The following is a 20,234-nucleotide window of genomic DNA, read 5'->3' on the forward strand; positions in this document are numbered from 1 at the left end:
CGACTAACCCCCCGGTCCGCCAACAATCGTCTTGCTGTTCAGTAGTATCGATCGGTGGTAAACGCAGTCCCTCAACGGGGGGACAGTAAAACTAGCTAGAGTACCCATGCCCCATCCCACGAAAGATATTGTCAAGATGGAGGATTGCGAGGCAATCCTTGAATACGTTTACACAGCCTGTCTAGAACAAGGTGCTACCTGGTTCAGCTATCACTTCACGCCGGTTTTCGAATCGCAAACCTCGCGAAACACTTTTATCTGGACGCGGGATTTCCCCGTCGAATATCAGAAACGTTACATTAGCGACGATTTCCGCGGACGCGACCCGATCCCTCAATTGGTTTTCGAACACGGTCCGGTGCTAACCTGGACGGAAGCGCGCACACGCGGAAAGGCGATGGTGGATGTCACGGTCTATCTCGACGATCTGGAGAAGCTCGGGGTCGACAATTGGGTGGCTTTCGCGCTGTTCGGCCCGCGCAATCGCGATGGCTTTGCGACGATGCGGTTTGCCGAGGATCCCGACGGCTTCCCTAAGCAGCGCTTACAGCAAATCCACTCGCTGATCCTCTCCGCGCATCTGCAGATCTGCAAAGTCATGGACGAGGGCCGGGCATCGGTCGCTTTGTCGGAGCGCGAACGCGAAGTTGTCGAATGGATGGGACGGGGCAAGTCGTCGGGCGATATCGCCGCGATCCTCGCGATCTCGCCCGAGACGGTGCGCACCTATACGCGCCGGGTCTACGACAAGCTGCAAACCAACGACCGCGTGACCGCGACCGTGCGCGCGCTCAAGCTGGGATTGATCGAACTCTAGCGAATCAGGCCGGTCCGCGGGGCCTTGCGGTTCCAGCGATGGACCATCATCAACGACCCGATGCAGATCATGTTGGTGAGCATCGAACTGCCGCCATGGCTCATGAAGGGCAGCGGGATGCCAACCACCGGGGCCAGGCCCATGACCATCATCAGATTGATCGCAACATAGAAGAAGATCGTCGCGGTCATCCCGAGCGCCACGAGCTTGCCGAACCGGTCCGTGCTCGCGCGCGACACCGCCAGGCCCCAGCCGAAAATCATCGCGAAAGCGCCGAGCACGACCAGCCCGCCGATAAAGCCCCATTCCTCGGCCATGGTGGCGAAGATGAAGTCGGTGTGCGGCTCGGGTAGATAGTGCAGGTGGCTTTGCGAGCCCTCGTTGAAGCCCTTGCCGGAAAAGCCCCCCGATCCGATCGCGATTTTGGATTGGGTGATGTGGTAGCCATCCCCCAAGGGGTCGCTGGCCGGGTCGAGGAAAGTGAACACCCGCTTCTGCTGATAGGGTTGCAGGCCGAAGAAAAAAGCTACCGGGGCAAGGACGGCGGCAGCCACTCCCGCTCCGACGAACCAGCGCAGCGGCAGGCCTGCGGAAAACATGATGACCGCACCGCCGAACATGATCGCCAGCGAGGTGCCGAGATCGGGCTGCAACAGCACCAGCGCCACCGGGGCGAGGATCAGCGCCCCCGGCGCGATCAGGGCGCGCACGGTGGGCACCATGCCGACCGGCAAAGTCGCGTAATAGCGCGCGAGGACCAGCACGATGGCAGGCTTCATCAACTCCGACGGCTGCAATTGCATGAAGCCGAGGTCGAGCCAGCGCTGGCTGCCGCCGCCGACGAAGCCGATCGCCTCCACCGCGACCAGCATCAGCAGCACCACCCCATAGATCGGGATGGCGAACAGCATCACCAGATCGCGTGAGAACCGGCTGAGTACGAAGGCCATGACAAGGAAAACGCCGAAGCGGATGACATGCGAGGACGCATAGGGATCCCAATTCCCGCCTGCGGCGGAATACAGCACCAGCGCGCCGAAGCCGATGAGCACGAACAGCGGGAACAGCATCTGCCATGGCTGGCGCGCGATGGGGGCGGGGACGAGGCCGGTCATTCAGGCGTGTCTGTGGCATCCGGCACCGGGGCGCTCCGGGCGGAGGTCGGATCGGCCGAGGCCGACGCTTGCGACACTTCTTCGGGCGAGCGCGTGTCGACCCGCGAAGGACTGGCTTCCTCGGCAATGCTCTCTGGTTGGCGAGCGGCCACGCGCGCTTCGGCTTCGACCTGGTCGAAGATATCCTCGTCGCGCGAGGGCGCGGGGGGCACGGTCTCGCCCTGCGCTGCGGCATAGGCGCGATATTTCGCATTCAGCCGCTGCTGCGCATTGCCGCCCCATTGCTCTTCGAGCGGGCGCAGCGCGTCCATGCCCTTGGCCGGATCGAACAGGAAGGTCATCACATCGCGCGCGATCGGATAGGCCGCGCCCGACCCGCCGCCATGTTCGATGACCACCGCGCCGGCATATTTCGGTTTGTCGAACGGGGCGAAGAATACGAACAGCCCGTGATCGCGATACTTCCACGGACCGGTCTTGCCGTTGGAGACGCTGAGCGAGACGACCTGCGCGGTGCCCGTTTTGCCCGCCATCTTGATGTCGTCGAACGGCAGTCGCGCACGGCCCGCGGTGCCGGGGCCGTTGACCACATCGCTCATCGCCTGGCGGACGTAACCGATTTCTTCGGGACTGAAATCGAAATGCTCGAACCGGGGTTTGTCGCCCCCCAGTTGCAGCCGCGGCATGACTTTGTACCCGGTCGCCATGCGTGCGCTCATCACTGCCAGCTGGAGCGGATTGGTCAGATAATAGCCCTGGCCAATCGAGGAATTGACCGTGTCATAAGGTTGCCATGCGCTGTCGTGCCGCCGCTGCTTCCACTCGGGCGAGGGCACGGTGCCGTAGAACTGGCTGGTGACGGGGAGCGGGAATTCCTCGCCCAGGCCCATCTTGTGCGCCCATTCGGCGACCTTGGCAAAGCCGACCTGCTGGGCGAAATGGTAGAAATAGCTGTCGCAGCTCTGGTAGATCGCCTTGGCCATGTCGACACGGCCATGATTGCTCCAGCAATTGAAGAAACGATTGCCGATCCGCCGCCCGCCGCCGCACATGATCGCTTCATCCGGCTTGATGCCCGCATCGAGGAACGCCATGCAGTGCATTGGCTTGATCGTCGATCCGGGGGGGTAGAGGCCCTTCAGCACCTTGTTGCGCAGCGGTACGCGCTCGTCATCGCGCAGCATACCGTATTCGACGCGCCCGATCCCTTGCGAAAAGCTGTTAGGGTCGAAACTGGGCATCGAAGCCATGCACAGCACGTCGCCCGTCTCGCAATCCATCACCACTGCCGATCCGCTTTCGAGCCCGATCCGGCGTGCGGCGTAATCCTGCAGCGGACCGTCGATCGTCAGCCGGACGGGATCGCCCTGGACGTCCTCGCGCGTTTCGAGATCGCGGACGATACGTCCCGATGCAGTGACTTCGACCCGCCGCGCGCCCGGGACACCGCGCAGATCGAGTTCGAACTGGCGTTCCAGCGCATCCTTGCCGATCTTGTACCCCGGCGTGATCAGCAGCGGATTGCGATCCTGCTCCTCGTACTCTTCCGCATTCGCAGGTCCGACGTAGCCGAGCAGGTGGCCGACCGTCGGCCCGGTCGGATAGAAGCGCGAGAAGCCGCGCTGGGGGACCACTCCGGGCAGGTCGGGCAGCCGCACGCTGACGGCGGCAAATTCGTCATAGCTGATGCCCGAGGCGATCTCGACGGGCTGGTAGCCGGGGCCGTCGTCGATCCGCTTGCGGATATCTGCCGCCTGGTTCTCGTCGAGCTTGAGGATGTTCGTAAGGGCAAGCAGCGTGGCATCGGGATCGGGCGTACGTTCGGGGATGATATCGACGCGGAAGTCCGCGCGGTTCGATGCCAGAGGCGCCCCGTTGCGGTCGAGGATCCAGCCGCGCCTTGGCGGGATCAGCGACAAATTGACCCGGTTGCTCTCGCTTTCGAGCTCGTATTTCTCGTTCTCGGCGATGGCGATATAGCCCATCCGCGCGGCCAGCAGCACCCCGAGACCGCCCATCGCGGTGCCGATGACGAAGGTCCGCCGGTCGAAGGCATTCTCGAGCGTCGACTGGGTGACGACTTCGCGCGGCCGTGCCCGCTTGCGCAACCGCATCAGCGTGCCCTCCAGCGCTTGAGACGGGTACGGTCGAGGACCGCGACCAGCCGCGCTGCGATGGGGAAGAAGAGAATGGTGAGCACGAGTTGCGGAACCAGAGCCATGAGCGAATGGAAGGTCGGTTGGCCGCCGGAAAACAGCCACCCGGCGACCAGATACCCGAGTATCAATATACCCGCAGTGAACCAGTCCTGCCAGAAGGCCCGCCACGGCAGGCGCGCCTCGATCAGCTCGATGCCGAGCATGATCAGCGACCATGTCAGGATCGCGAAGCCGAAGGGTTGCCCGCTGTAGAGATCGTCGATCAAGCCCAGCGGAATGCCCGCCCATACGGGCATCAATCCGGGCCGCACCAGCCGCCATGCGAGCAGCATGAGCAGGCCGAACGGCGGCATGGTGGGAAGGCCGGCAGCGATCGGGAAGATCGGCAGGAGCGACCCGAGGACAATCGAAATCCACGGCACGCTATTGGCGAGCAGTGGCGAGTGCGAGCGGTTGATCCGGCTGCCATAGGCATCGCTACGCGCCCGCGGGTCGTTACGCTCCATCAGTCGGTCAGCTCGCGCTCGATCGGGGTGGCCGCGCCCGATGCCGCGTCGGGTTCGTAGATCGGCTCGACGCTGACGTAATCGGTGGCGGCGGGATCGCTGACGATGCGCGCCAGCCCGCCGTCATCGGTGGTCTCTGTCAGGATGGCGACCGCGATGCCGGGGGGGTAGTACCCGCCCGCGCCGCTGGTGACGAAGACATCGCCGGGGCTCAGCGGATTGATCCCGAGATTGATCAGCTTGATGCGCAGCAGGCCATCGCCGCGTCCTTCGGCAAAGGCCACGACCTCGTCCTTGGCGCGGCGCACCGGGAGGATGCTTTCGGTATCGGTCAGCAGCAGCACCCGCGCACTGTCACCGCCGACTTCGAGGATGCGTCCGACCACGCCCCGCGGCGAGCGGACAGGCATGCCGATTGCCACCCCGTCGTTCGACCCCGCGCCAAGATAGGCGAAGCGGCGGGTACTCGAGGCGGAGGACCCTACCAGCCGCGCGACGGCGACAGGTTCGATCTCCTTGTCGCGGAGATCGAGCAGGCCCTTCAAACGCCGGTTTTCCTGTTTCACCGCATCGGCTTCGGCCAGGCGGATGCGCGCAATTTCCATCTCTCGCTTGAGGTCGGCATTCTTGGAACCCGCGCGGTAATAGCCGCTGACCGTTTCCCAGAAGCCCTTGCTACCTGTCCGAACGGTGGCGGCGGTCTCGGCCGCGGGTGAGACACCGGTCTGCGCCGCCCCGCGCAGCCCGCCGAACAGCTGGGGCTGGAAGAACGACAGGGTGAGCAGGATGGCGCCGATAAGCGCGCCAGCGCCCGCGATCAGATAGCCGGTGAAGAGGTTGTATTGCGCCCTGCGAGAAAACCCCGAGCGCCGTGAGCCTGTCGGCGCCATTCCCCTGCCTTTCTTAAGCCGTCATCAGGACGCCGCGATAGATCGGGTCCTCCATTGCGCGACCCGTGCCGAGAGCGACGCAGGACAGCGGATCTTCCGCGATGGTCACCGGCAGGCCGGTTTCTTCGCGCAGATATTCGTCCAGCCCGCCGATCAGCGCGCCGCCGCCGGTGAGCACGATGCCCTGGTCGACGATGTCGGCGGCCAGTTCGGGCGCGGTGTTTTCCAGCGCGATGCGCACGCCTTCGACGATGGCCCCGATCGGTTCGGACAAGGCTTCGGCGAGATGCCCCTGATTGATCGTGATTTCCTTGGGCACGCCGTTGACGAGGTCGCGGCCCTTCAGGGTGATGCTTTCGCCCACACCGTCTTCAGGCGGGCGAGCGACACCGAAATCCTTCTTGATCCGTTCGGCGGTGCTGTCGCCGATCAGCAGGTTATGGTGTCGGCGGACGTAGGACACGATCGCTTCGTCCATCTTGTCGCCGCCGGTACGGACCGAGGTGGTATAGGCGAGGCCGCGCAGCGACAGCACGGCGACTTCGGTGGTGCCGCCGCCAATATCGACGACCATGCTGCCCACAGGCTCTGTCACCGGCATGTCGGCACCGATCGCCGCTGCCATGGGTTCCAGGATCAAATATACCTGGCTGGCGCCCGCATTCGAGGCCGCATCGCGGATCGCGCGGCGCTCGACCGAGGTCGAACCCGACGGTACGCAGATGGTGATCTCCGGATAGCGCATCAGGCTCTTGCGCCCGTTCACCTTGCGGATGAAGTGCTTGATCATCTCCTCGGCCACGTCGAGATCGGCGATCACACCGTCGCGCAGCGGGCGGATGGCTTCGATGCTGTCGGGCGTCTTGCCCATCATCATCTTGGCGTCGTCGCCCACGGCCTTGACGCGTTTCATGCCGTTGATCGTTTCGAGTGCCACCACGCTCGGCTCGTTCAGGACAATGCCCTGATCCTGCACGTAAACCAGCGTGTTGGCGGTCCCGAGATCGATCGCCATATTCTGCACGCCGAATTTGAAGAGATTGTTCCAGAAGCCCATGTTTATTCGATTTTCCATGTTGTCGCGTGGTCCGGCGAGAGGGATGCGACCCGCTCGCACCTCTCCGGGCGGAAATGGTGGCGGTGCCTTAGCGAGAATACGAATGGAATGCCAAAAATTTCCGCTATGGCTGCGGGGGATAGCTGAACACGCTGTCTCGGATTCGTGACGCTTCACCGCTACAACCGCGCGACCATGCCGCAAATCCGTCGCCTGCCCGAGAATCTGGTCAACCGCATCGCCGCCGGCGAGGTGGTCGAGCGGCCCTCTTCGGCGCTCAAGGAACTGGTCGAAAACGCGATCGACGCGGGCGCTACGCGGATCGCGGTCAAGCTGGTCGAAGGCGGGCTGACGAGCGTCGAGGTGACCGACGATGGCTGCGGGATGACACCCGAAGAGATGGCGCTGGCGCTGGAACGCCATGCGACGTCCAAACTGCCCGACGAGGCGATCGAACAGGTCGCGACACTGGGCTTTCGCGGCGAGGCACTACCGAGCATCGCCAGCGTCGCGCGCTTCACGATCGAGAGCCGACCGGCCGGGGCGGAACAAGGCTGGAAGCGGGTGGTCGATCACGGGGAAATTGCTGCCGAAGGTCCCGCCGCGCTCCCGCCGGGTACGCGGGTGCGGGTCGAAAACCTGTTCGGCAAGATCCCCGCACGGCGCAAGTTCCTGCGCACTGCGCGCAGCGAATATGCCGCGTGCAAGGATGTCGTCCTGCGGCTCGCGATGGCGCGTCCCGATGTGGCGATCACGCTCGATCATGGCGACCGGCGGATCTTCGGCCTGCAAGGGGGGGAGGGGCTGGCCAATCGCGTTGCGCAGCTGATCGCGCGCGAGCTCAAGGACAATGGCGTGCTGCTCGACATGGAACGCGGCGCGATGCGGCTGACCGGGATCGCGGGCCTGCCGACCTACAATCGCGGTGTCGCAGACCACCAGTATCTGTTCGTCAACGGCCGTCCGGTGAAGGACCGGCTGCTGACCGGTGCAGTGCGCGGGGCCTATGCCGACATGCTCGCGCGCGATCGCCACGCGGTACTCGCGCTGTTTCTCGAACTGCCGTGCGAGGATGTCGATGTGAACGTCCACCCGGCGAAGACCGAGGTGCGCTTTCGCGATGCGCAGGGCGTGCGCGGCTTCATCGTTTCCGGCCTGCGTCAGGCACTGGCAACCGGCGACAAGCGCAGCGCGCAAAGTCCCGATGCGGGTGCCATGTCGCGCTGGCAGCAGGAACCGGCGCGCGAAGAGCCATCACCCGCGCTGCGCTCGATCTTCGAAGGACGCGACTGGTCGGCACCGCAGCACCGCGTCGCCGAACCCGGCGGCACTTGGCGCGCGGCCGAGGGCGACATCATGGCCGAACCGCGCGGGCGGGCCGAGGAAGCGGCCCCGGTTGCCGAAACCGCGCAGGACTATCCGCTGGGAATTGCGCGCGGCCAGGTCGCCAATACTTATATCGTCGCCGAGGCGCAGGACGGGCTGGTGCTGGTCGACCAGCATGCCGCGCATGAACGCCTCGTTCTGGAACGTTTACGCGGGGCGGGGGCGGAAGAGGCGGTCGCGCGCAGCCAGGCGCTGCTGATCCCCGAAGTGGTCGAACTCGACGAAACCAGCTGCGACCGGCTCGAAGAGGCGGCTCCCAAGCTCGCCGAACACGGCCTCGCGCTCGAACGTTTCGGCCCCTCCGCCATGCTGGTGCGCAGCCTGCCGCATGCGATCGCGCGGACGGACCCGGAAAAGCTGCTGCGCAATATCGATGATGATCTCGCGCTCAATGGTGAGGCGCTGCTGCTGGGTGAAAAGCTCGACCTCGTTCTGGCGACGATGGCCTGCCACGGCTCGGTCCGCGCGGGACGCGTGCTGCGCGTCGACGAAATGAACGCGCTGCTCCGCGAAATGGAGCGCACCCCGCGTTCAGGCCAGTGCAACCACGGCCGCCCGACATGGGTTAAACTGTCGATGGAAGACGTCGAGAAACTGTTTGGCAGACATTAGAGAGACTTAGGTGTTTGATTTTATTGGGCCAAGTTTCACAGATTTTTGATGTTTGACCCAAGAAATAGATAGCTCATTGCCCGTTGCGCGAGAGATGTCGTTTTGGGCTAAAGGGTGCTCGAAGCTTGGGGAAGTTGCATTGAAGCCAGTCGAGGAAGGACTTACCGAAGGCGAACGAATAATCGCTGAGCTTGCGCGCTCTGGGGGCGATGTAGCAAGAATTTTGAACCCGCTGACAATCGATGACTGTGCTGTCGTTGGAATTGTGGTTCAGACTACCGCTCAAGGCTTCTTCGCGGCACAGCAGCTTATCGAATTCGTCGAACAAAGAGAGCGGGAAAATATTAGGCCTTGGAAAGAAGCTCCGAGGGATAATCAAGCCTTCCAATTGCTAATCGACTACATACCCGCCTTAGGGCTGAGTGAAGATGATGCTGCAATTTTGATGGATGCTATCTCCAAGATTCAATGGATGGAAAAAATCCGTCACCACGTCGCCCATGCGGCGTTGAGGCGTCACCCGAAGGTTGATGCGTTGATTGGACTGTCACTTCGACGGAGAGAGAATTTTCGCAAAGGCAGCATCGAACCACGCTACGGCGAAGTGATGACCGTTTACATATCTATTCCCGAGGTCAAAAGTAAGTTCACTGAGGCGCAAGAGGCAGTGAATACGATGACAACGCTCTTCGCAAGAATTGCAGAAAAGCCATGAACCTCATGTTTTATGGGGTAGACTTTGGTCAAACTGTCGATGAACGACGTCGAGAAACTGTTCGGGAGGCATTGATGCGCAAGACTGTTCCGCTGTTTGCGGTGGCGCTGGCCGCCTGTTCCAGCGAACCGACCGAGGAGGAGCGCGCGGCAGCGGTCGCCGAGGTCGAGGCGCATCAGACTCCGCCGCCGCAACCGCTGGTGCTCGATCCGATCCGGTATCGCGAGATCGAACAGTACGATCTGTACGGGGCGGGCTGCAGCTTCGCGTCCGAGGGCGGGGGTCTTGCGGCGACCGCGCTCGCAATGGCGGAGACCGGGCATTTCCTCCACAATGGCGAACTGGTCACGCTGGCCGCGGACAAGGGCAGCGCCGAACTCCCTTATCTGGCGCGCCGCGAGTATGACGGAACCGGGTTTTCGATGACGCTCGATCTCGATGAGGAGACGGGCAAGCAGGTCGGCGAGGAAGTCAGCGATTTTCCCGCCACGCTGACCATCCGCGATGCGCATGAGAGTGTGGTCTATCGCAAGACCGGCATCGCACAATGCGGCGTCTGAACTAGTCCGTCCCTTCCGGGTTGCGTGTGCGGATCAGCCCGTTCGAGACCATTTCCATCACCGGCTCGTCATTCTGGTTGAAGACGGTGAGATGGCTTTTGAAGATGCCCATTTCCGGGCGCGAGGCGCTGCGGCGCTTCTCGATCACTTCGCTTTCACACCGGAGCGTGTCGCCCGGATAGACCGGCTTCTTCCAGCGTAGCTTGTCGACGCCCGGCGAACCCAGCCCCGCCTGCTTGTGCTTGGTCAAATTCTCGACCAGCATCGACATGGTCATCGCACAGGTGTGCCAGCCACTGGCGGAGATACGCCCGAAATGGGTCTGCGCCGCGGCTTCGTCATCGAGGTGGAACGGCTGCGGATCGTATTTCGAGGCGAAGTCGATCACCTCTTCACGCGTGACCTCGTAACGGCCGAAGGCCTGCTTGTGCCCGATGGCGATGTCTTCGTAGAACTGCATTGCAAAATGAAATGCATCAAAGTGCGGGATGAAGCAACATCCAAATCCCCATGCCGATCATCGCGAGGTTCTCGGTCAGCGATACGAAGCCGAGCGGGACATTCCCGCTGCCGCCGACACAGGCGCATTTGATGCTGCGTTGCTGGACGTAGACCGCATAGAAAACGCTGACCGCGCCGATCGTGCCGATGGTCAGTGCGACCGGAATCGACAGCCAGGGCAGTTGTCGTCCAGCCATCAGCACCGCAGCGCCGGCCTCGAGGAAGGGATAGGCATAGGCGTAGGGTACCCAGCGCTGGCCGAGCAGGTCGTAGCCCACGAACATGGTCGAGAACTGTTCGACATCCTGCAGCTTGAGCATGGCGAGCATCGCCATCGAAAAGGCGACGAACCATTCGGCGGTGCGCAGGGTGAATGCGGCTTCATAAACGAACAGGCTGAGCGCGATCGCCAGCGCTGCGCCGACGGCAAACACGGCGATAACGGGCGTGTAACTGGTGTCGCCGGCGCCTGGATCATCGTGCCCGAAATGCTCGCGCAGCTCGCTGTAGCCGCCGATGCGTTCGTTACCGATAAAGGCCTGCGGCGTCGTTGCGACGCCGTGCTGTGCCTTGAACGCGTCGGTCTGTTCGCGGGTGGTCAGCCAATGGTCCTCGACCGCAAAGCCCTCGCGCTCGAGTAGCCATTTGGACTTCGTGCCATAGGGACAGACATGCTTGTCCATCACCATTCGGTAGAGCCGCGCGGTCTTGGTCCCGCGTGGAACTGCGTTCACCCCGCTCATGCGCGAAAGCGGGGCACGCGTCCTTCGGCGCCCAGATCAGGGATGATGCGATAGCGGGCGAGCACGAGGCTGAAGAGGCCGAATGCGAGCAGGCCGACCGCGACGAGCGTGAAGACGATGCCTTCGCCCGCAAGGCTGGCGACCGCATCGCCCAGCGTCTTGATCTGGTCCGAACCGCCACTCATGAAGCCTGCCTTGAACAGCGACCAGCCAATAACGAGGAAGACCACCGCGCGTGCCAGATAGCCGGCACCGCCGATCCAGCGGGTCTGCGAAGGCGCGCGGGGGCTGATCCGGTTCATGAAGCTGCCGGTAAGGCCCTTCTTGGCCTGGAATGCCGCGGTTGCGAAAAAGGCGATGCCCAACACGCCGAGCACGACGCCACCGAACTCGATAGCAAGCACGCCCGAGGCCGCTTCTTGCGCGCCGCCGCCATTGTCGTTGCCCGTGGTGGCGAATTTGTACGCCGAATAGGCCAGCGCAAGGTGGCCGATCGCGCTCCCCGCATGGCCAATCCGTGTGGCCCAACCGGTTTTGTCGGTGCCGTGGTGTTCGACGTCGAGGAATGTCGAGGCGAAACGGAAGAGGGCATAGGCGAGCAGGCCGACGACCATGAGCCACAGGATGGCGGTGCCGAGCGGGAAATCCTGGATGGCTTGAAAGATGCCATTGGTGCCTTTGCCGATACGGCCCGCGCTGGTCAGCGCTATCAGCCCGAGCACCGAATAGAGAATTGCCCGGCTGAAATAGCCGACGCGCACCAGCGTGCTGAACTTTTCCGATTTATCGACCACGAATGTCTCCCCGTTGAGCTTTGCATGGCAACGGGGTGGGGGCGTGCTCGTTCCGCGCGGCGCCTAATTTTGCGCGGCGAGCGCATCCGCGACATCGGCCAGATCGCCATCCGCACGCACCGCCTGCGGCAGGCCGATCAGGTGTCGCAGCAAGGGCGTAATCGCGGTGTTCTGGAAAGTCTCGACCGTCACGCCGCTGCGAAAGGCAGGGCCATTGGCGATAAACAAAGATGCCATCTCGGGGGCGAAGGGGTCGTAGCCGTGGTTGCCCCCGCTCCACGTCGCGTCGGAAGCGCGTGCAGTGATCGTCCAGCCGGTATCGGGCAGGCAGAAATAGGGCGGGATACGCGGGTGCGTGCCGTACTGGTAGCGCGCGGGGATATCGCCCTTGTGCCAGCATTCCATATGCTCGTGTTCGCGCAGCAGCGCCGCTTCGAGTGCTGCTGTGTTCCCCTCGGTAGCTTCGAATGTCGCATAGGCTCCGCCTTCGACGGCGCGGTAGAGTGACGCATCGACGATCTCGTCCAGCACGATCATCCTGTCCGATCCGGTCGGGGCCATCCCGTGGTCCGACACGAGCACGAGATTGGCGGGCTGGCCCAGCTTCTCGAGCCCCGCGAGCAAATCGGCGATATGGCTGTCGACGTCGCGCAGCGCCTCGTCGACTTCCTCGCCGACCGGCCCGCCTCCGTGTCCCGCACCGTCGACCGTATCGAAATAGAGCGTCACGAATTCAGGACGGATGTCCGCCGGGCGGCGCAGCCAGTCGAGCACAGAATTGACCCGCTGCGTGTTGGTGACCTGCATGCTGAATGCCTGCCAGTCGCTCGCCATCGTTCCATCCGGTACCGGGCCATACCCTTCGGCCGTCCCGCCCCAGGCGACCGCCGAGCCGGGCCAGAACATCGCCGCGCTGCGGATACCCGCTTCCTCGGCCTCGACCCACACCGGTTTGGCCTCGTTCCACCAATAGGGATCGACCGTGGACATGGTGAAAGCTTCTTCAGGCCGCGTCTTGTCTTCCATGCGGTTGGCAATGATGCCGTGGTGATCGGGCACCAGCCCGGTCACCAGCGTCCAGTGATTGGGGAAGGTCTTGGTCGGGAAGGACGGCCGCATCGCTGCGCTCGCACCTTCGCTGGCCAGCCGTGACAGCGTCGGGGTCAGCCCGCGTCCGAGATAGTCCGGATGGAACCCGTCGATCGACACCAGGATTGTCACCGGTTCGCGTTGTTCTGCCACTGCCGTGCTGGCAACTGGCGCATCGGTATAACCGGCGCATCCGCCGAGAACGCTGGTTAAGCCAAGGGCGAGGGCGGCGGCAATCCGGTTCATAGAGGCGACCTCAGACGTTGAACTTGAACAGCAGGACGTCCCCGTCCTGTACGAGATATTCCTTGCCTTCCTGGCGCAGCTTGCCCGCTTCGCGCGCACCGCTTTCGCCGCCAAGCGCAAGGTAATCATCGTAAGCAATTGTTTCAGCGCGAATAAACCCGCGCTCGAAATCGGTATGGATCTCGCCTGCTGCCTGCGGTGCCTTGGCCCCGGTGGGGAAAGTCCAGGCGCGCGTTTCCTTCGGGCCGGCAGTGAAGAAGGTCTGCAGGCCCAGCAGCTTGTAGCCTGCACGGATCACGCGGCTCAGCCCTGATTCCTCGAGCCCGAGTTCGGCGAGGAATTCGGTGCGGTCTTCGGCAGGCATAGCGACCAGTTCGGCTTCGATCGCTGCCGAAACCACGACGGCCTCGGCGCCCTCGGCCTTGGCCTTGGCGAAAACCAGTTCGGACAGCGCATTGCCGCTGGCAGCGTCCTCTTCGGCGACATTGCAGACATAGAGCACCGGTTTGGCGGTCAGCAGCTGTGCCTGCTGGAAGACGCGGGCCTCTTCATCGTCCTTGGGTTCGGTCAGCCGTGCGGGCTTGCCGTCCTTGAGCAGTTCGAGCGCCTGGCCCAGCACGCTGGCCATCAGCTTGGCTTCCTTGTCACCGCTGGTGGCGCGCTTGGCGGCAGCGGGAACGCGCTTCTCGAGGCTTTCGAGGTCGGACAGCAGCAGTTCGGTTTCGACCACTTCGGCATCGGCCAGCGGATCGACCTTGTTGGCTACGTGCTGGATGTCGTCATCCTCGAAGCAGCGCAGCACGTGCACGATTGCATCGACTTCGCGGATATTGCCGAGAAACTGGTTACCCAGCCCTTCGCCCTGGCTGGCGCCTTTGACCAGTCCGGCGATATCCACGAAGGCCAGCTGCGTCGGCAGGATCTTGGCCGACTTGGCGATCGCGGCAATCTTGTCGAGACGCTCGTCCGGCACCGCGACCTGGCCGACATTCGGCTCGATCGTGCAGAACGGATAGTTCGCGGCCTGCGCGGCCTGCGTCTCAGTCAATGCGTTGAACAGGGTGGACTTGCCGACATTCGGCAGGCCGACGATCCCGCAGCGGAAACCCATCGTAAACTCCGGTATATGTGTGTGGCGCGCGCCTTAGCCGCGCCGCACACGAATAGCCAGAGCGTCAGACGTTGTGCACCGCCTTGATCAGCGGGCCATATCCGCTTTCACCCAGCCAGCCGACCTGCGTCTTGGCGCTGACCTCGTTGATCGCGACTTGCGGGATACTCCCGGCGCTGACAGGCAGGCGGACAGGGCGGGTGGCCGGGGCCATGCCGAGGACCCTTGCCATCGCGTGCGGAATGTCCATCGGATCGGCGCTGCGACCCGAACCGTCCTCCTCGCCCATACGCGCGACAACCTGCGGATATCCGCCGAGATGGGCCTCATCGGCGCGGTCTCTCAGCTCTTGCGAGTAGCGATTGCGATTGACCCAGACCTTGGTCGGATAGCCGCCCGGTTCGATTATCGTGACGCCGACATTGTGCGGCACCAGCTCGTAGGCGAGCTGTTCGAACATCGCCTCGACCGCGAATTTGGTCGCCGAGTAATGACCCGCATAGGGGACGATGACGCGGCCCAGCTGGCTCGACACGGCAAAGATATGTCCCTGCTTGCGCGCGCGCATCCCGGGCAGCACCGCGCGGGCGAGGCGCTGGTAGCCAAGGACATTGGTATCGAAGGCGAGCCTGGTCGCTTCCATGTCCTGGACCTCGACGGGGCCGGTGATGCCGATCCCGGCATTGTTGACCAGCACGTCGAGTCCGCGGCCGATTTCGCGCTCGGCGCTGGCGACGGCATCGGCCACTTCGTGGTCGAGCAATACGTCGAGCCGTATCACGCGGATATCGAGCGCTTCGTCGCGCGCCAGCTGCATCAGTTCCTCGGCCTCGGGCCGCGGCGTGTTGCGCATGGTCGCAAATACGGTTGCTCCGGCCCGGGCGAAATGTTCGGCGGCGAGGCGCCCGAAGCCGGAGGAGCACCCGGTGATAAGTATTGCCTTGCCGGTCAGGTCGGGCGTGGGACGCAGCTGGTCGTCCTGCGCCCGGACGGCAGTAGCGGCAAGCGCCCCGGTGGCGGCGGCCCCGGCAAGCAGGGTGCGGCGAGTCAAATCAGGCATGGCAGTCTCCCTTCCGCGGAAGCATGCCGTCAAATGCCCCTATTGGCCAGCGGTTCGAAGGCCGCCGCGCCGGATCGAAGCTAGCCGCCCCGCTTGCGCTTCTTGCGCCGGTAGAGCGCCACTGCAGCACCGTAGCCCGCGATACCGGTCCCCATCATCGCCAACGCGCCCGGTTCGGGTACCGCGGTTCCGCCGCTGCCGCTTCCGCCACCCGAATCGCTGGGCGGGCGGGTCATCGCCGCCGCGGAAGTGGCCGTGACCAGCAGGCTGGCGGTGAGAAGTGCTGTCTGAAACAAGCGCATGAATGATCCCCGAATTATTCGCATGCCGCGATAATGGCGCATTCGAACTTTTCGAACCGTATTTGCATGCTTGTCTCCGACCGGGACATTTCGACTGCCGCCGGTTCAGTCCTGCAGGCGCAGCGCGATATCGTTCATGAAGCGGGCGTCGTCGCCCTGGGCCAGCCATTCGGCTTCGGCCGCCATCGCCGCCAGCATATCGGCCAGCGGGTCCATTTCAACCTTGGCGTAATTGCCCAGCACATGGCCGTGGACGCGTTCCTTGGCGCCGGGATGGCCGATGCCGATGCGCACACGGCGGAAGTCCGGGCCGAGGTGCTGGTTGATCGACCGCAGGCCATTATGCCCCGCGAGCCCGCCGCCCATACGCACCTTGACCTTGAACGGTGCCAGATCGAGCTCGTCGTGGAAGACCGTCAGCGCGTCGGGTTCGAGCTTGTAGAAGCGCAGCGCCTCGCTCACCGCGCGGCCGCTTTCGTTCATGAAGGTCGCGGGCTTGAGCAGCAGCACCTTGTGCGTGCCGATCCGGCCTTCCTGGGCCCAGCCGGAAAACTTCTTCTGGACCGGGCCGAAATCGTACATCGCCGCGATGACGTCGACCGCCATGAAGCCGACATTGTGCCGGTTCATCGCATATTTCGGTCCGGGATTTCCAAGGCCTGTCCAGATCTGCATGCGGGGTCCTCTAGCGATGGTGGGGCCAAACGCAAAACGCCGGCCCCTCGCGGGACCGGCGCTTCGTTGCGGTGAGGGAAGAAGCGATTACTCGCTCTTGTCTTCCTGTTCCTGTGCAGCGTCCTCGTCGACACCCTGTTCGGTGGCGGGGACATCCTGCGGATCGGTTTCGCCGTCGTCCTGCGTGGTATCGCCTTCGGCCTTCTTGAGCGCCGAGGGAGCAACCAGCGTCGCGATGGTGAAGTCACGATCGGTGATCGCGCTTTCGCTACCCGCGGGCAGCTTCACTTCGCTGATGTGGATCGAATCGCCGACTTCCTTGCCGGTGACGTCGATTTCGATCTCGCCCGGGATCTTGTCGTTTTCGCAGACCAGTTCGAGCTCGTGACGGACAACGTTCAGAACGCCGCCCTTCTTGAGGCCGGGGCTGTCTTCCTCGTTGAGGAATACCACCGGAACCGAGACTTCGATCTTGCCGCCCTTTGCAAGGCGCAGGAAATCGACATGCTCGGGGCGGTCGGTGACGGGGTGCAGAGCGACGTCCTTGGGGAGCGTACGCAGCTTCTTGCCGTCCACTTCGAGCTCGACGATCGAGTTCATGAAGTGGCCGGTGTCGAGCTGCTTGATCAGCTCCTTTTCTTCCACGTGAATCATCGTGGGTTCTTCCTTGCCGCCGTAGATCACGGCGGGGACACGGCCTTCACGGCGCAGTTGACGGGAGGCTCCCTTGCCAGCCCGTTCGCGCGCCTCGGCCGGCAGGGTCAGAGCGTCGCTCATGTCACTTACCTTTCGAATACATTTGGGTTACTCGGTCCACCACGCCTCCAGGGTGACCATGGTGCCGAAGGACGCGCGCATAGCAGGGCGGGGGCGAAAGGCAAGCAAGAACGCCCGATGGGCGCGCGCCTATTCGACCCGGCGGATGGTGAAACCGCGTGCTTCGAGCATGGTCGGCAGGCCGTCCGCACCCAGCAAATGGCCCGCGCCGACTGCAATCAGCGGCTTGTCACGCGCCGACAGCAGGTTCTCGATCTGCGCTGCCCAATCGGCATTGCGATCACGCAGCAGCGCCTGCACCAGTTCCGGATCGGCGAGGATGCCGCGCCTTGTGAGCCGGGTGAGCTGTTCGGTATCGCCTTCGAGCCAGGCGGTGGCGAGTTTGGATATCTCGCCGTCATGCGCGCGCGATTCCTCCAGTACCGCATTGAGCAGGTCGCGCTGTTCGCTCTCGGGGAGCGTGTCGAAGATCGCCAGTTGCTTGCGCGCGCCTTCGAGTTCGACCACCTCGCGCTTGTCGAATACCGCCAGGAGCGCCCGATCGGCACCATTCTCCGACTTGGAGGATTGCGCCACCTGCGCCAGCGCCAGCGCGGCGGCCCAGCTTTCCATCGGGTCGAAATAGCCGCGGCGGACCTTGGCCTTGACCAGCAGCGCTTCGAATTCGTCGCGCAGGTTCGGATCGATCCGCTGTGCAAGTGGTCCTGCAGGGCGATCAAAGGCCATTTCCTCGAACAGCGTCGACAGCTCGTCGCCATTTTCGAGGTTTGCAACCTCGACCACCAGCATGTCCGCTTCGCCCAGCACGGCGTCGAGCTGGGGCGAGCGCCACTTGGCGCCGTCGGGCAGCGCATGGATGGTCCCGAACAGCCAGCCCTCGACCGCGCCCTTGCTATCGGCGATTTCCCACAGCGCGGGATAGGGGCCTTCGGACTTCGCCGGATCGGCTTGCTGCTTCCCGCAAGCTGCGAGCAGCAGCACGAGCGCCATACATAGCGAAGGAAGAAAACGCAGGGTCACGCCTCCTCCCTGCATGGTTTGCGAACCGTGGCAAGCCGGGAATTGCCCGTGCCCGGTCGCGGGACGATTACTGGATGCGCGTCACGGTGAGCCCGCGTCCGGTGAGGTAATCCTGCACGCTGCCGCGCCCGGCGAGATGGCCCGCGCCGACCGCTACGAAGACGGTGCCGGGTTCGGCCAGGCGGCTATCGATCCAGTCGGCCCAGCGCTCATTGCGGTCATAGAGCAGCGCATACGCCAGCACCGGGTCGGTCAGGCCATCGTTCATCAACGTGGCAAGACCATCGGCATCGCCTTCGAGCCATTCCGCGACCATGTCGTCCATCATCGGTACGACCTGGTCGATATTGTCCGCCGAGACCATCAGGAAGGCGATCTGCGATTCGACCGGCAGCGTGTCGAACAATTTGATCTGCCATTCGAGCGTTTCGAGCGCGCCGCGCGCAACATCGGCGGGGGCCAGCTCTTCGAGCTTCGCCTCGACGCCGCTTTCGGCGGTATAACCGGCCTGCAGCAGCGGGACGACGGCCAGCGTCATCCCGGCAAACCATGGCTCGAAGCGGTCGAAGGCCGCGGGCGGCATGTCCAGCTTGGTGAGCGCGAGTTCATAGCTCGTCAGGTCGGGTTCGGAGAGCATGTCGCGCAGCGACTCGTCGGCAGGCAGCACTGCACTGGCCATCACCATCTGCTGCGCGGCGGGATCCTGCGCCGCATTGCTGGGAATTTCGGTGACGAGTTCCTGCGAGGCGGCGAGCGCGTTCTCGATCGGTCCCTTGTACCATTCGACGCTTTCGGGAAGCGCATGGACGGTGCCGAACAGGTAGATCGTGGTATCGGCATCGGCGACCTGCCACAGGCCAGGGCCCGCAGCTACGGGTGCTTCGGCGGCAACCGGAGCGGCCGCAACGTCGGCTTCGGGCAGCGCGGCGCAGCCCTGCAGCGCCAGGCCGAGCGGGGCGAGGCAAGCGAGTGCCGGACGGATCGAGATGCGGTTCATGCGATGTGATTCCCTGTCGTTGGAGGCCCCGATACCGAGCATTGCGGCCAATTGCCAAGTCGCCGGTGGATATAGCGGTGCAAGGCGCGCTGCGCTGCGGCATTGACCCTGTTTCACGCTTGCGCCATTGCCCCGCGCCATGGACCGCAATCCGCAAAATTCCTTCCAGGACATGATCCTCGCGCTGCACGATTTCTGGAGCGCGCAGGGCTGCCTCATCCTGCAACCCTACGACATGCGCATGGGCGCAGGCACCTTCCACACCGCGACGACGCTGCGCGCGCTCGGGCCCGAGCCGTGGAACGCCGCCTTCGTCCAGCCCTGCCGCCGTCCGACCGACGGGCGCTATGGCGAGAACCCCAACCGGCTGCAGCATTATTACCAGTACCAGGTGATCCTGAAGCCGAGCCCGCCCGACATCCAGGATCTCTATCTCAAGAGCCTCGAAGTGATCGGGATCGACCCGCTCAAGCACGATATCCGCTTCGTCGAGGACGACTGGGAAAGCCCGACGCTGGGCGCCTGGGGGCTGGGCTGGGAAGTCTGGTGCGACGGGATGGAAGTCACCCAGTTCACCTATTTCCAGCAAATGGGCGGTTTCGACTGCAAGCCGGTGGCGGGCGAACTGACCTACGGGCTGGAGCGTCTGGCGATGTATATCCAGGGCGTCGACAGCGTCTACGATCTCGCCTTCAACGATCGCGGCGTGAGCTATGGCGACGTCTTCCTCGAGAACGAGAAGCAGATGTCGAAGTGGAACTTCGAGGTCGCCGAGACCGATGCGCTGTTCGACCTGTTCAACAAGGCCGAGGCCGAGTGCCAAAACGCGCTCGCCAATGATGTCCCGATCGCCGCCTACGAACAGGCGGTCGAAGCCAGCCATATCTTCAACCTGTTGCAGGCGCGCGGCGTGATCAGCGTGCAGGAACGCGCCAGCTACATGGGCCGTGTCCGCGATCTCGCGCGCGGGTCATGCGAAGCGCATATGGCCAAGGAAGCGCCCGCCTGGGCCGAGAAATATCCGGAGTGGTCGAAATGATCCGTTTACCCGCTCCCGTCGCTCCTGCGCGAGCAGGAGCCTATCTGCCGCCTGAGAAGCTTG

21 protein-coding genes are annotated in these 20,234 nt (G+C 63.6%); 5 read left to right on the forward strand and 16 right to left on the reverse strand.

All coding sequences use genetic code 11. The features are described 5' to 3' along the window. The first annotated feature begins 136 nt into the window (after positions 1 to 136). Complete coding sequence (locus tag N6L26_RS13255; RefSeq protein ID WP_318173625.1) at positions 137 to 817, forward strand: helix-turn-helix transcriptional regulator; 681 nt, start codon at positions 137 to 139, stop codon at positions 815 to 817. On the opposite strand, the gene rodA is transcribed toward N6L26_RS13255, so the two are convergent. From rodA to N6L26_RS04135, 5 genes are read right to left on the reverse strand one after another with little or no spacing between them, the layout of a single operon-like run. Continuing rightward, on the reverse strand, positions 814 to 1,932 hold the full coding sequence (gene rodA, locus N6L26_RS04115; RefSeq protein ID WP_263606769.1) for a rod shape-determining protein RodA: 1,119 nt from the start codon (positions 1,930 to 1,932) through the stop codon (positions 814 to 816). The genes N6L26_RS13255 and rodA overlap by 4 nt on opposite strands. Beyond that, positions 1,929 to 4,046, reverse strand: coding sequence for a penicillin-binding protein 2 (mrdA, locus tag N6L26_RS04120; protein ID WP_263606770.1), 2,118 nt, complete (start codon positions 4,044 to 4,046; stop codon positions 1,929 to 1,931). Before mrdA ends, rodA begins: the two co-directional genes overlap by 4 nt. Then, complete coding sequence (locus tag N6L26_RS04125) at positions 4,046 to 4,597, reverse strand: rod shape-determining protein MreD (protein WP_263606771.1); 552 nt, start codon at positions 4,595 to 4,597, stop codon at positions 4,046 to 4,048. The genes mrdA and N6L26_RS04125 overlap by 1 nt, the downstream gene beginning before the upstream one ends. Next, a complete protein-coding gene (gene mreC / locus N6L26_RS04130; protein ID WP_263606772.1) occupies positions 4,597 to 5,487 on the reverse strand; it encodes a rod shape-determining protein MreC in 891 nt (296 codons plus the stop codon). The genes N6L26_RS04125 and mreC overlap by 1 nt, the downstream gene beginning before the upstream one ends. Before the next feature lie 13 nt (positions 5,488 to 5,500). After that, positions 5,501 to 6,544, reverse strand: a complete 1,044-nt coding sequence (locus N6L26_RS04135; protein ID WP_253515794.1) for a rod shape-determining protein — start codon at positions 6,542 to 6,544, stop codon at positions 5,501 to 5,503. A 195-nt stretch (positions 6,545 to 6,739) separates the two neighbouring features. Between N6L26_RS04135 and mutL the strand changes: the two genes are divergently transcribed. The 3 genes from mutL to N6L26_RS04150 all read left to right on the forward strand — a co-directional run bounded on the left by mutL (position 6,740) and on the right by N6L26_RS04150 (position 9,817). Further along, positions 6,740 to 8,542, forward strand: coding sequence for a DNA mismatch repair endonuclease MutL (gene mutL / locus N6L26_RS04140; RefSeq protein ID WP_263607249.1), 1,803 nt, complete (start codon positions 6,740 to 6,742; stop codon positions 8,540 to 8,542). A 139-nt stretch (positions 8,543 to 8,681) separates the two neighbouring features. Further along, on the forward strand, positions 8,682 to 9,257 hold the full coding sequence (locus N6L26_RS04145) for a hypothetical protein (RefSeq protein WP_263606773.1): 576 nt from the start codon (positions 8,682 to 8,684) through the stop codon (positions 9,255 to 9,257). 74 nt (positions 9,258 to 9,331) lie between these two features. Continuing rightward, positions 9,332 to 9,817 carry a hypothetical protein gene (locus tag N6L26_RS04150; protein ID WP_263606774.1) on the forward strand — a complete coding sequence of 162 codons (486 nt, stop codon included), beginning with the start codon at positions 9,332 to 9,334 and terminating at the stop codon, positions 9,815 to 9,817. A gap of 1 nt (position 9,818) precedes the next feature. Here the strand turns inward: N6L26_RS04150 and N6L26_RS04155 are convergent, their stop codons facing one another. From N6L26_RS04155 to N6L26_RS04205, 11 genes are all read right to left on the reverse strand, one after another. Continuing rightward, positions 9,819 to 10,277, reverse strand: coding sequence for a MaoC family dehydratase (locus N6L26_RS04155; RefSeq protein WP_263606775.1), 459 nt, complete (start codon positions 10,275 to 10,277; stop codon positions 9,819 to 9,821). A gap of 16 nt (positions 10,278 to 10,293) precedes the next feature. Beyond that, a complete protein-coding gene (locus tag N6L26_RS04160; RefSeq protein WP_263606776.1) occupies positions 10,294 to 11,061 on the reverse strand; it encodes a glutaredoxin in 768 nt (255 codons plus the stop codon). Further along, complete coding sequence (locus N6L26_RS04165) at positions 11,058 to 11,855, reverse strand: DUF1206 domain-containing protein (RefSeq protein WP_263606777.1); 798 nt, start codon at positions 11,853 to 11,855, stop codon at positions 11,058 to 11,060. Before N6L26_RS04165 ends, N6L26_RS04160 begins: the two co-directional genes overlap by 4 nt. Positions 11,856 to 11,918: 63 nt before the next feature. Beyond that, entirely contained in the window at positions 11,919 to 13,190 is a 1,272-nt protein-coding gene (locus tag N6L26_RS04170) for an ectonucleotide pyrophosphatase/phosphodiesterase (RefSeq protein ID WP_263606778.1), read from the reverse strand. A gap of 10 nt (positions 13,191 to 13,200) precedes the next feature. Next, entirely contained in the window at positions 13,201 to 14,301 is a 1,101-nt protein-coding gene (ychF, locus tag N6L26_RS04175) for a redox-regulated ATPase YchF (RefSeq protein WP_263606779.1), read from the reverse strand. Between the two features lie 64 nt (positions 14,302 to 14,365). After that, positions 14,366 to 15,361: an SDR family oxidoreductase gene (locus N6L26_RS04180; protein ID WP_263606780.1), complete on the reverse strand. Its 996-nt coding sequence runs from the start codon at positions 15,359 to 15,361 to the stop codon at positions 14,366 to 14,368. Between the two features lie 80 nt (positions 15,362 to 15,441). Then, positions 15,442 to 15,663: a PEP-CTERM sorting domain-containing protein gene (locus N6L26_RS04185; RefSeq protein WP_263606781.1), complete on the reverse strand. Its 222-nt coding sequence runs from the start codon at positions 15,661 to 15,663 to the stop codon at positions 15,442 to 15,444. Between the two features lie 105 nt (positions 15,664 to 15,768). Next, positions 15,769 to 16,338 carry an aminoacyl-tRNA hydrolase gene (gene pth / locus N6L26_RS04190; RefSeq protein WP_263606782.1) on the reverse strand — a complete coding sequence of 190 codons (570 nt, stop codon included), beginning with the start codon at positions 16,336 to 16,338 and terminating at the stop codon, positions 15,769 to 15,771. An 87-nt stretch (positions 16,339 to 16,425) separates the two neighbouring features. Beyond that, positions 16,426 to 17,115 carry a 50S ribosomal protein L25/general stress protein Ctc gene (locus N6L26_RS04195; RefSeq protein WP_263606783.1) on the reverse strand — a complete coding sequence of 230 codons (690 nt, stop codon included), beginning with the start codon at positions 17,113 to 17,115 and terminating at the stop codon, positions 16,426 to 16,428. Positions 17,116 to 17,244: 129 nt separating this feature from the next. Continuing rightward, positions 17,245 to 18,135, reverse strand: coding sequence for a TraB/GumN family protein (locus N6L26_RS04200; protein ID WP_263606784.1), 891 nt, complete (start codon positions 18,133 to 18,135; stop codon positions 17,245 to 17,247). 67 nt (positions 18,136 to 18,202) lie between these two features. Next, on the reverse strand, positions 18,203 to 19,132 hold the full coding sequence (locus tag N6L26_RS04205; RefSeq protein WP_263606785.1) for a TraB/GumN family protein: 930 nt from the start codon (positions 19,130 to 19,132) through the stop codon (positions 18,203 to 18,205). A gap of 139 nt (positions 19,133 to 19,271) precedes the next feature. Here N6L26_RS04205 and N6L26_RS04210 point away from each other — a divergent pair, with 139 nt between their 5' ends. Further along, entirely contained in the window at positions 19,272 to 20,171 is a 900-nt protein-coding gene (locus tag N6L26_RS04210) for a glycine--tRNA ligase subunit alpha (protein ID WP_263606786.1), read from the forward strand. Positions 20,172 to 20,234 lie beyond the last annotated feature (63 nt).

The sequence above is a fragment of the Qipengyuania sp. SS22 genome, assembly GCF_025736935.1.
Taxonomy (GTDB): Bacteria; Pseudomonadota; Alphaproteobacteria; order Sphingomonadales; family Sphingomonadaceae; genus Qipengyuania.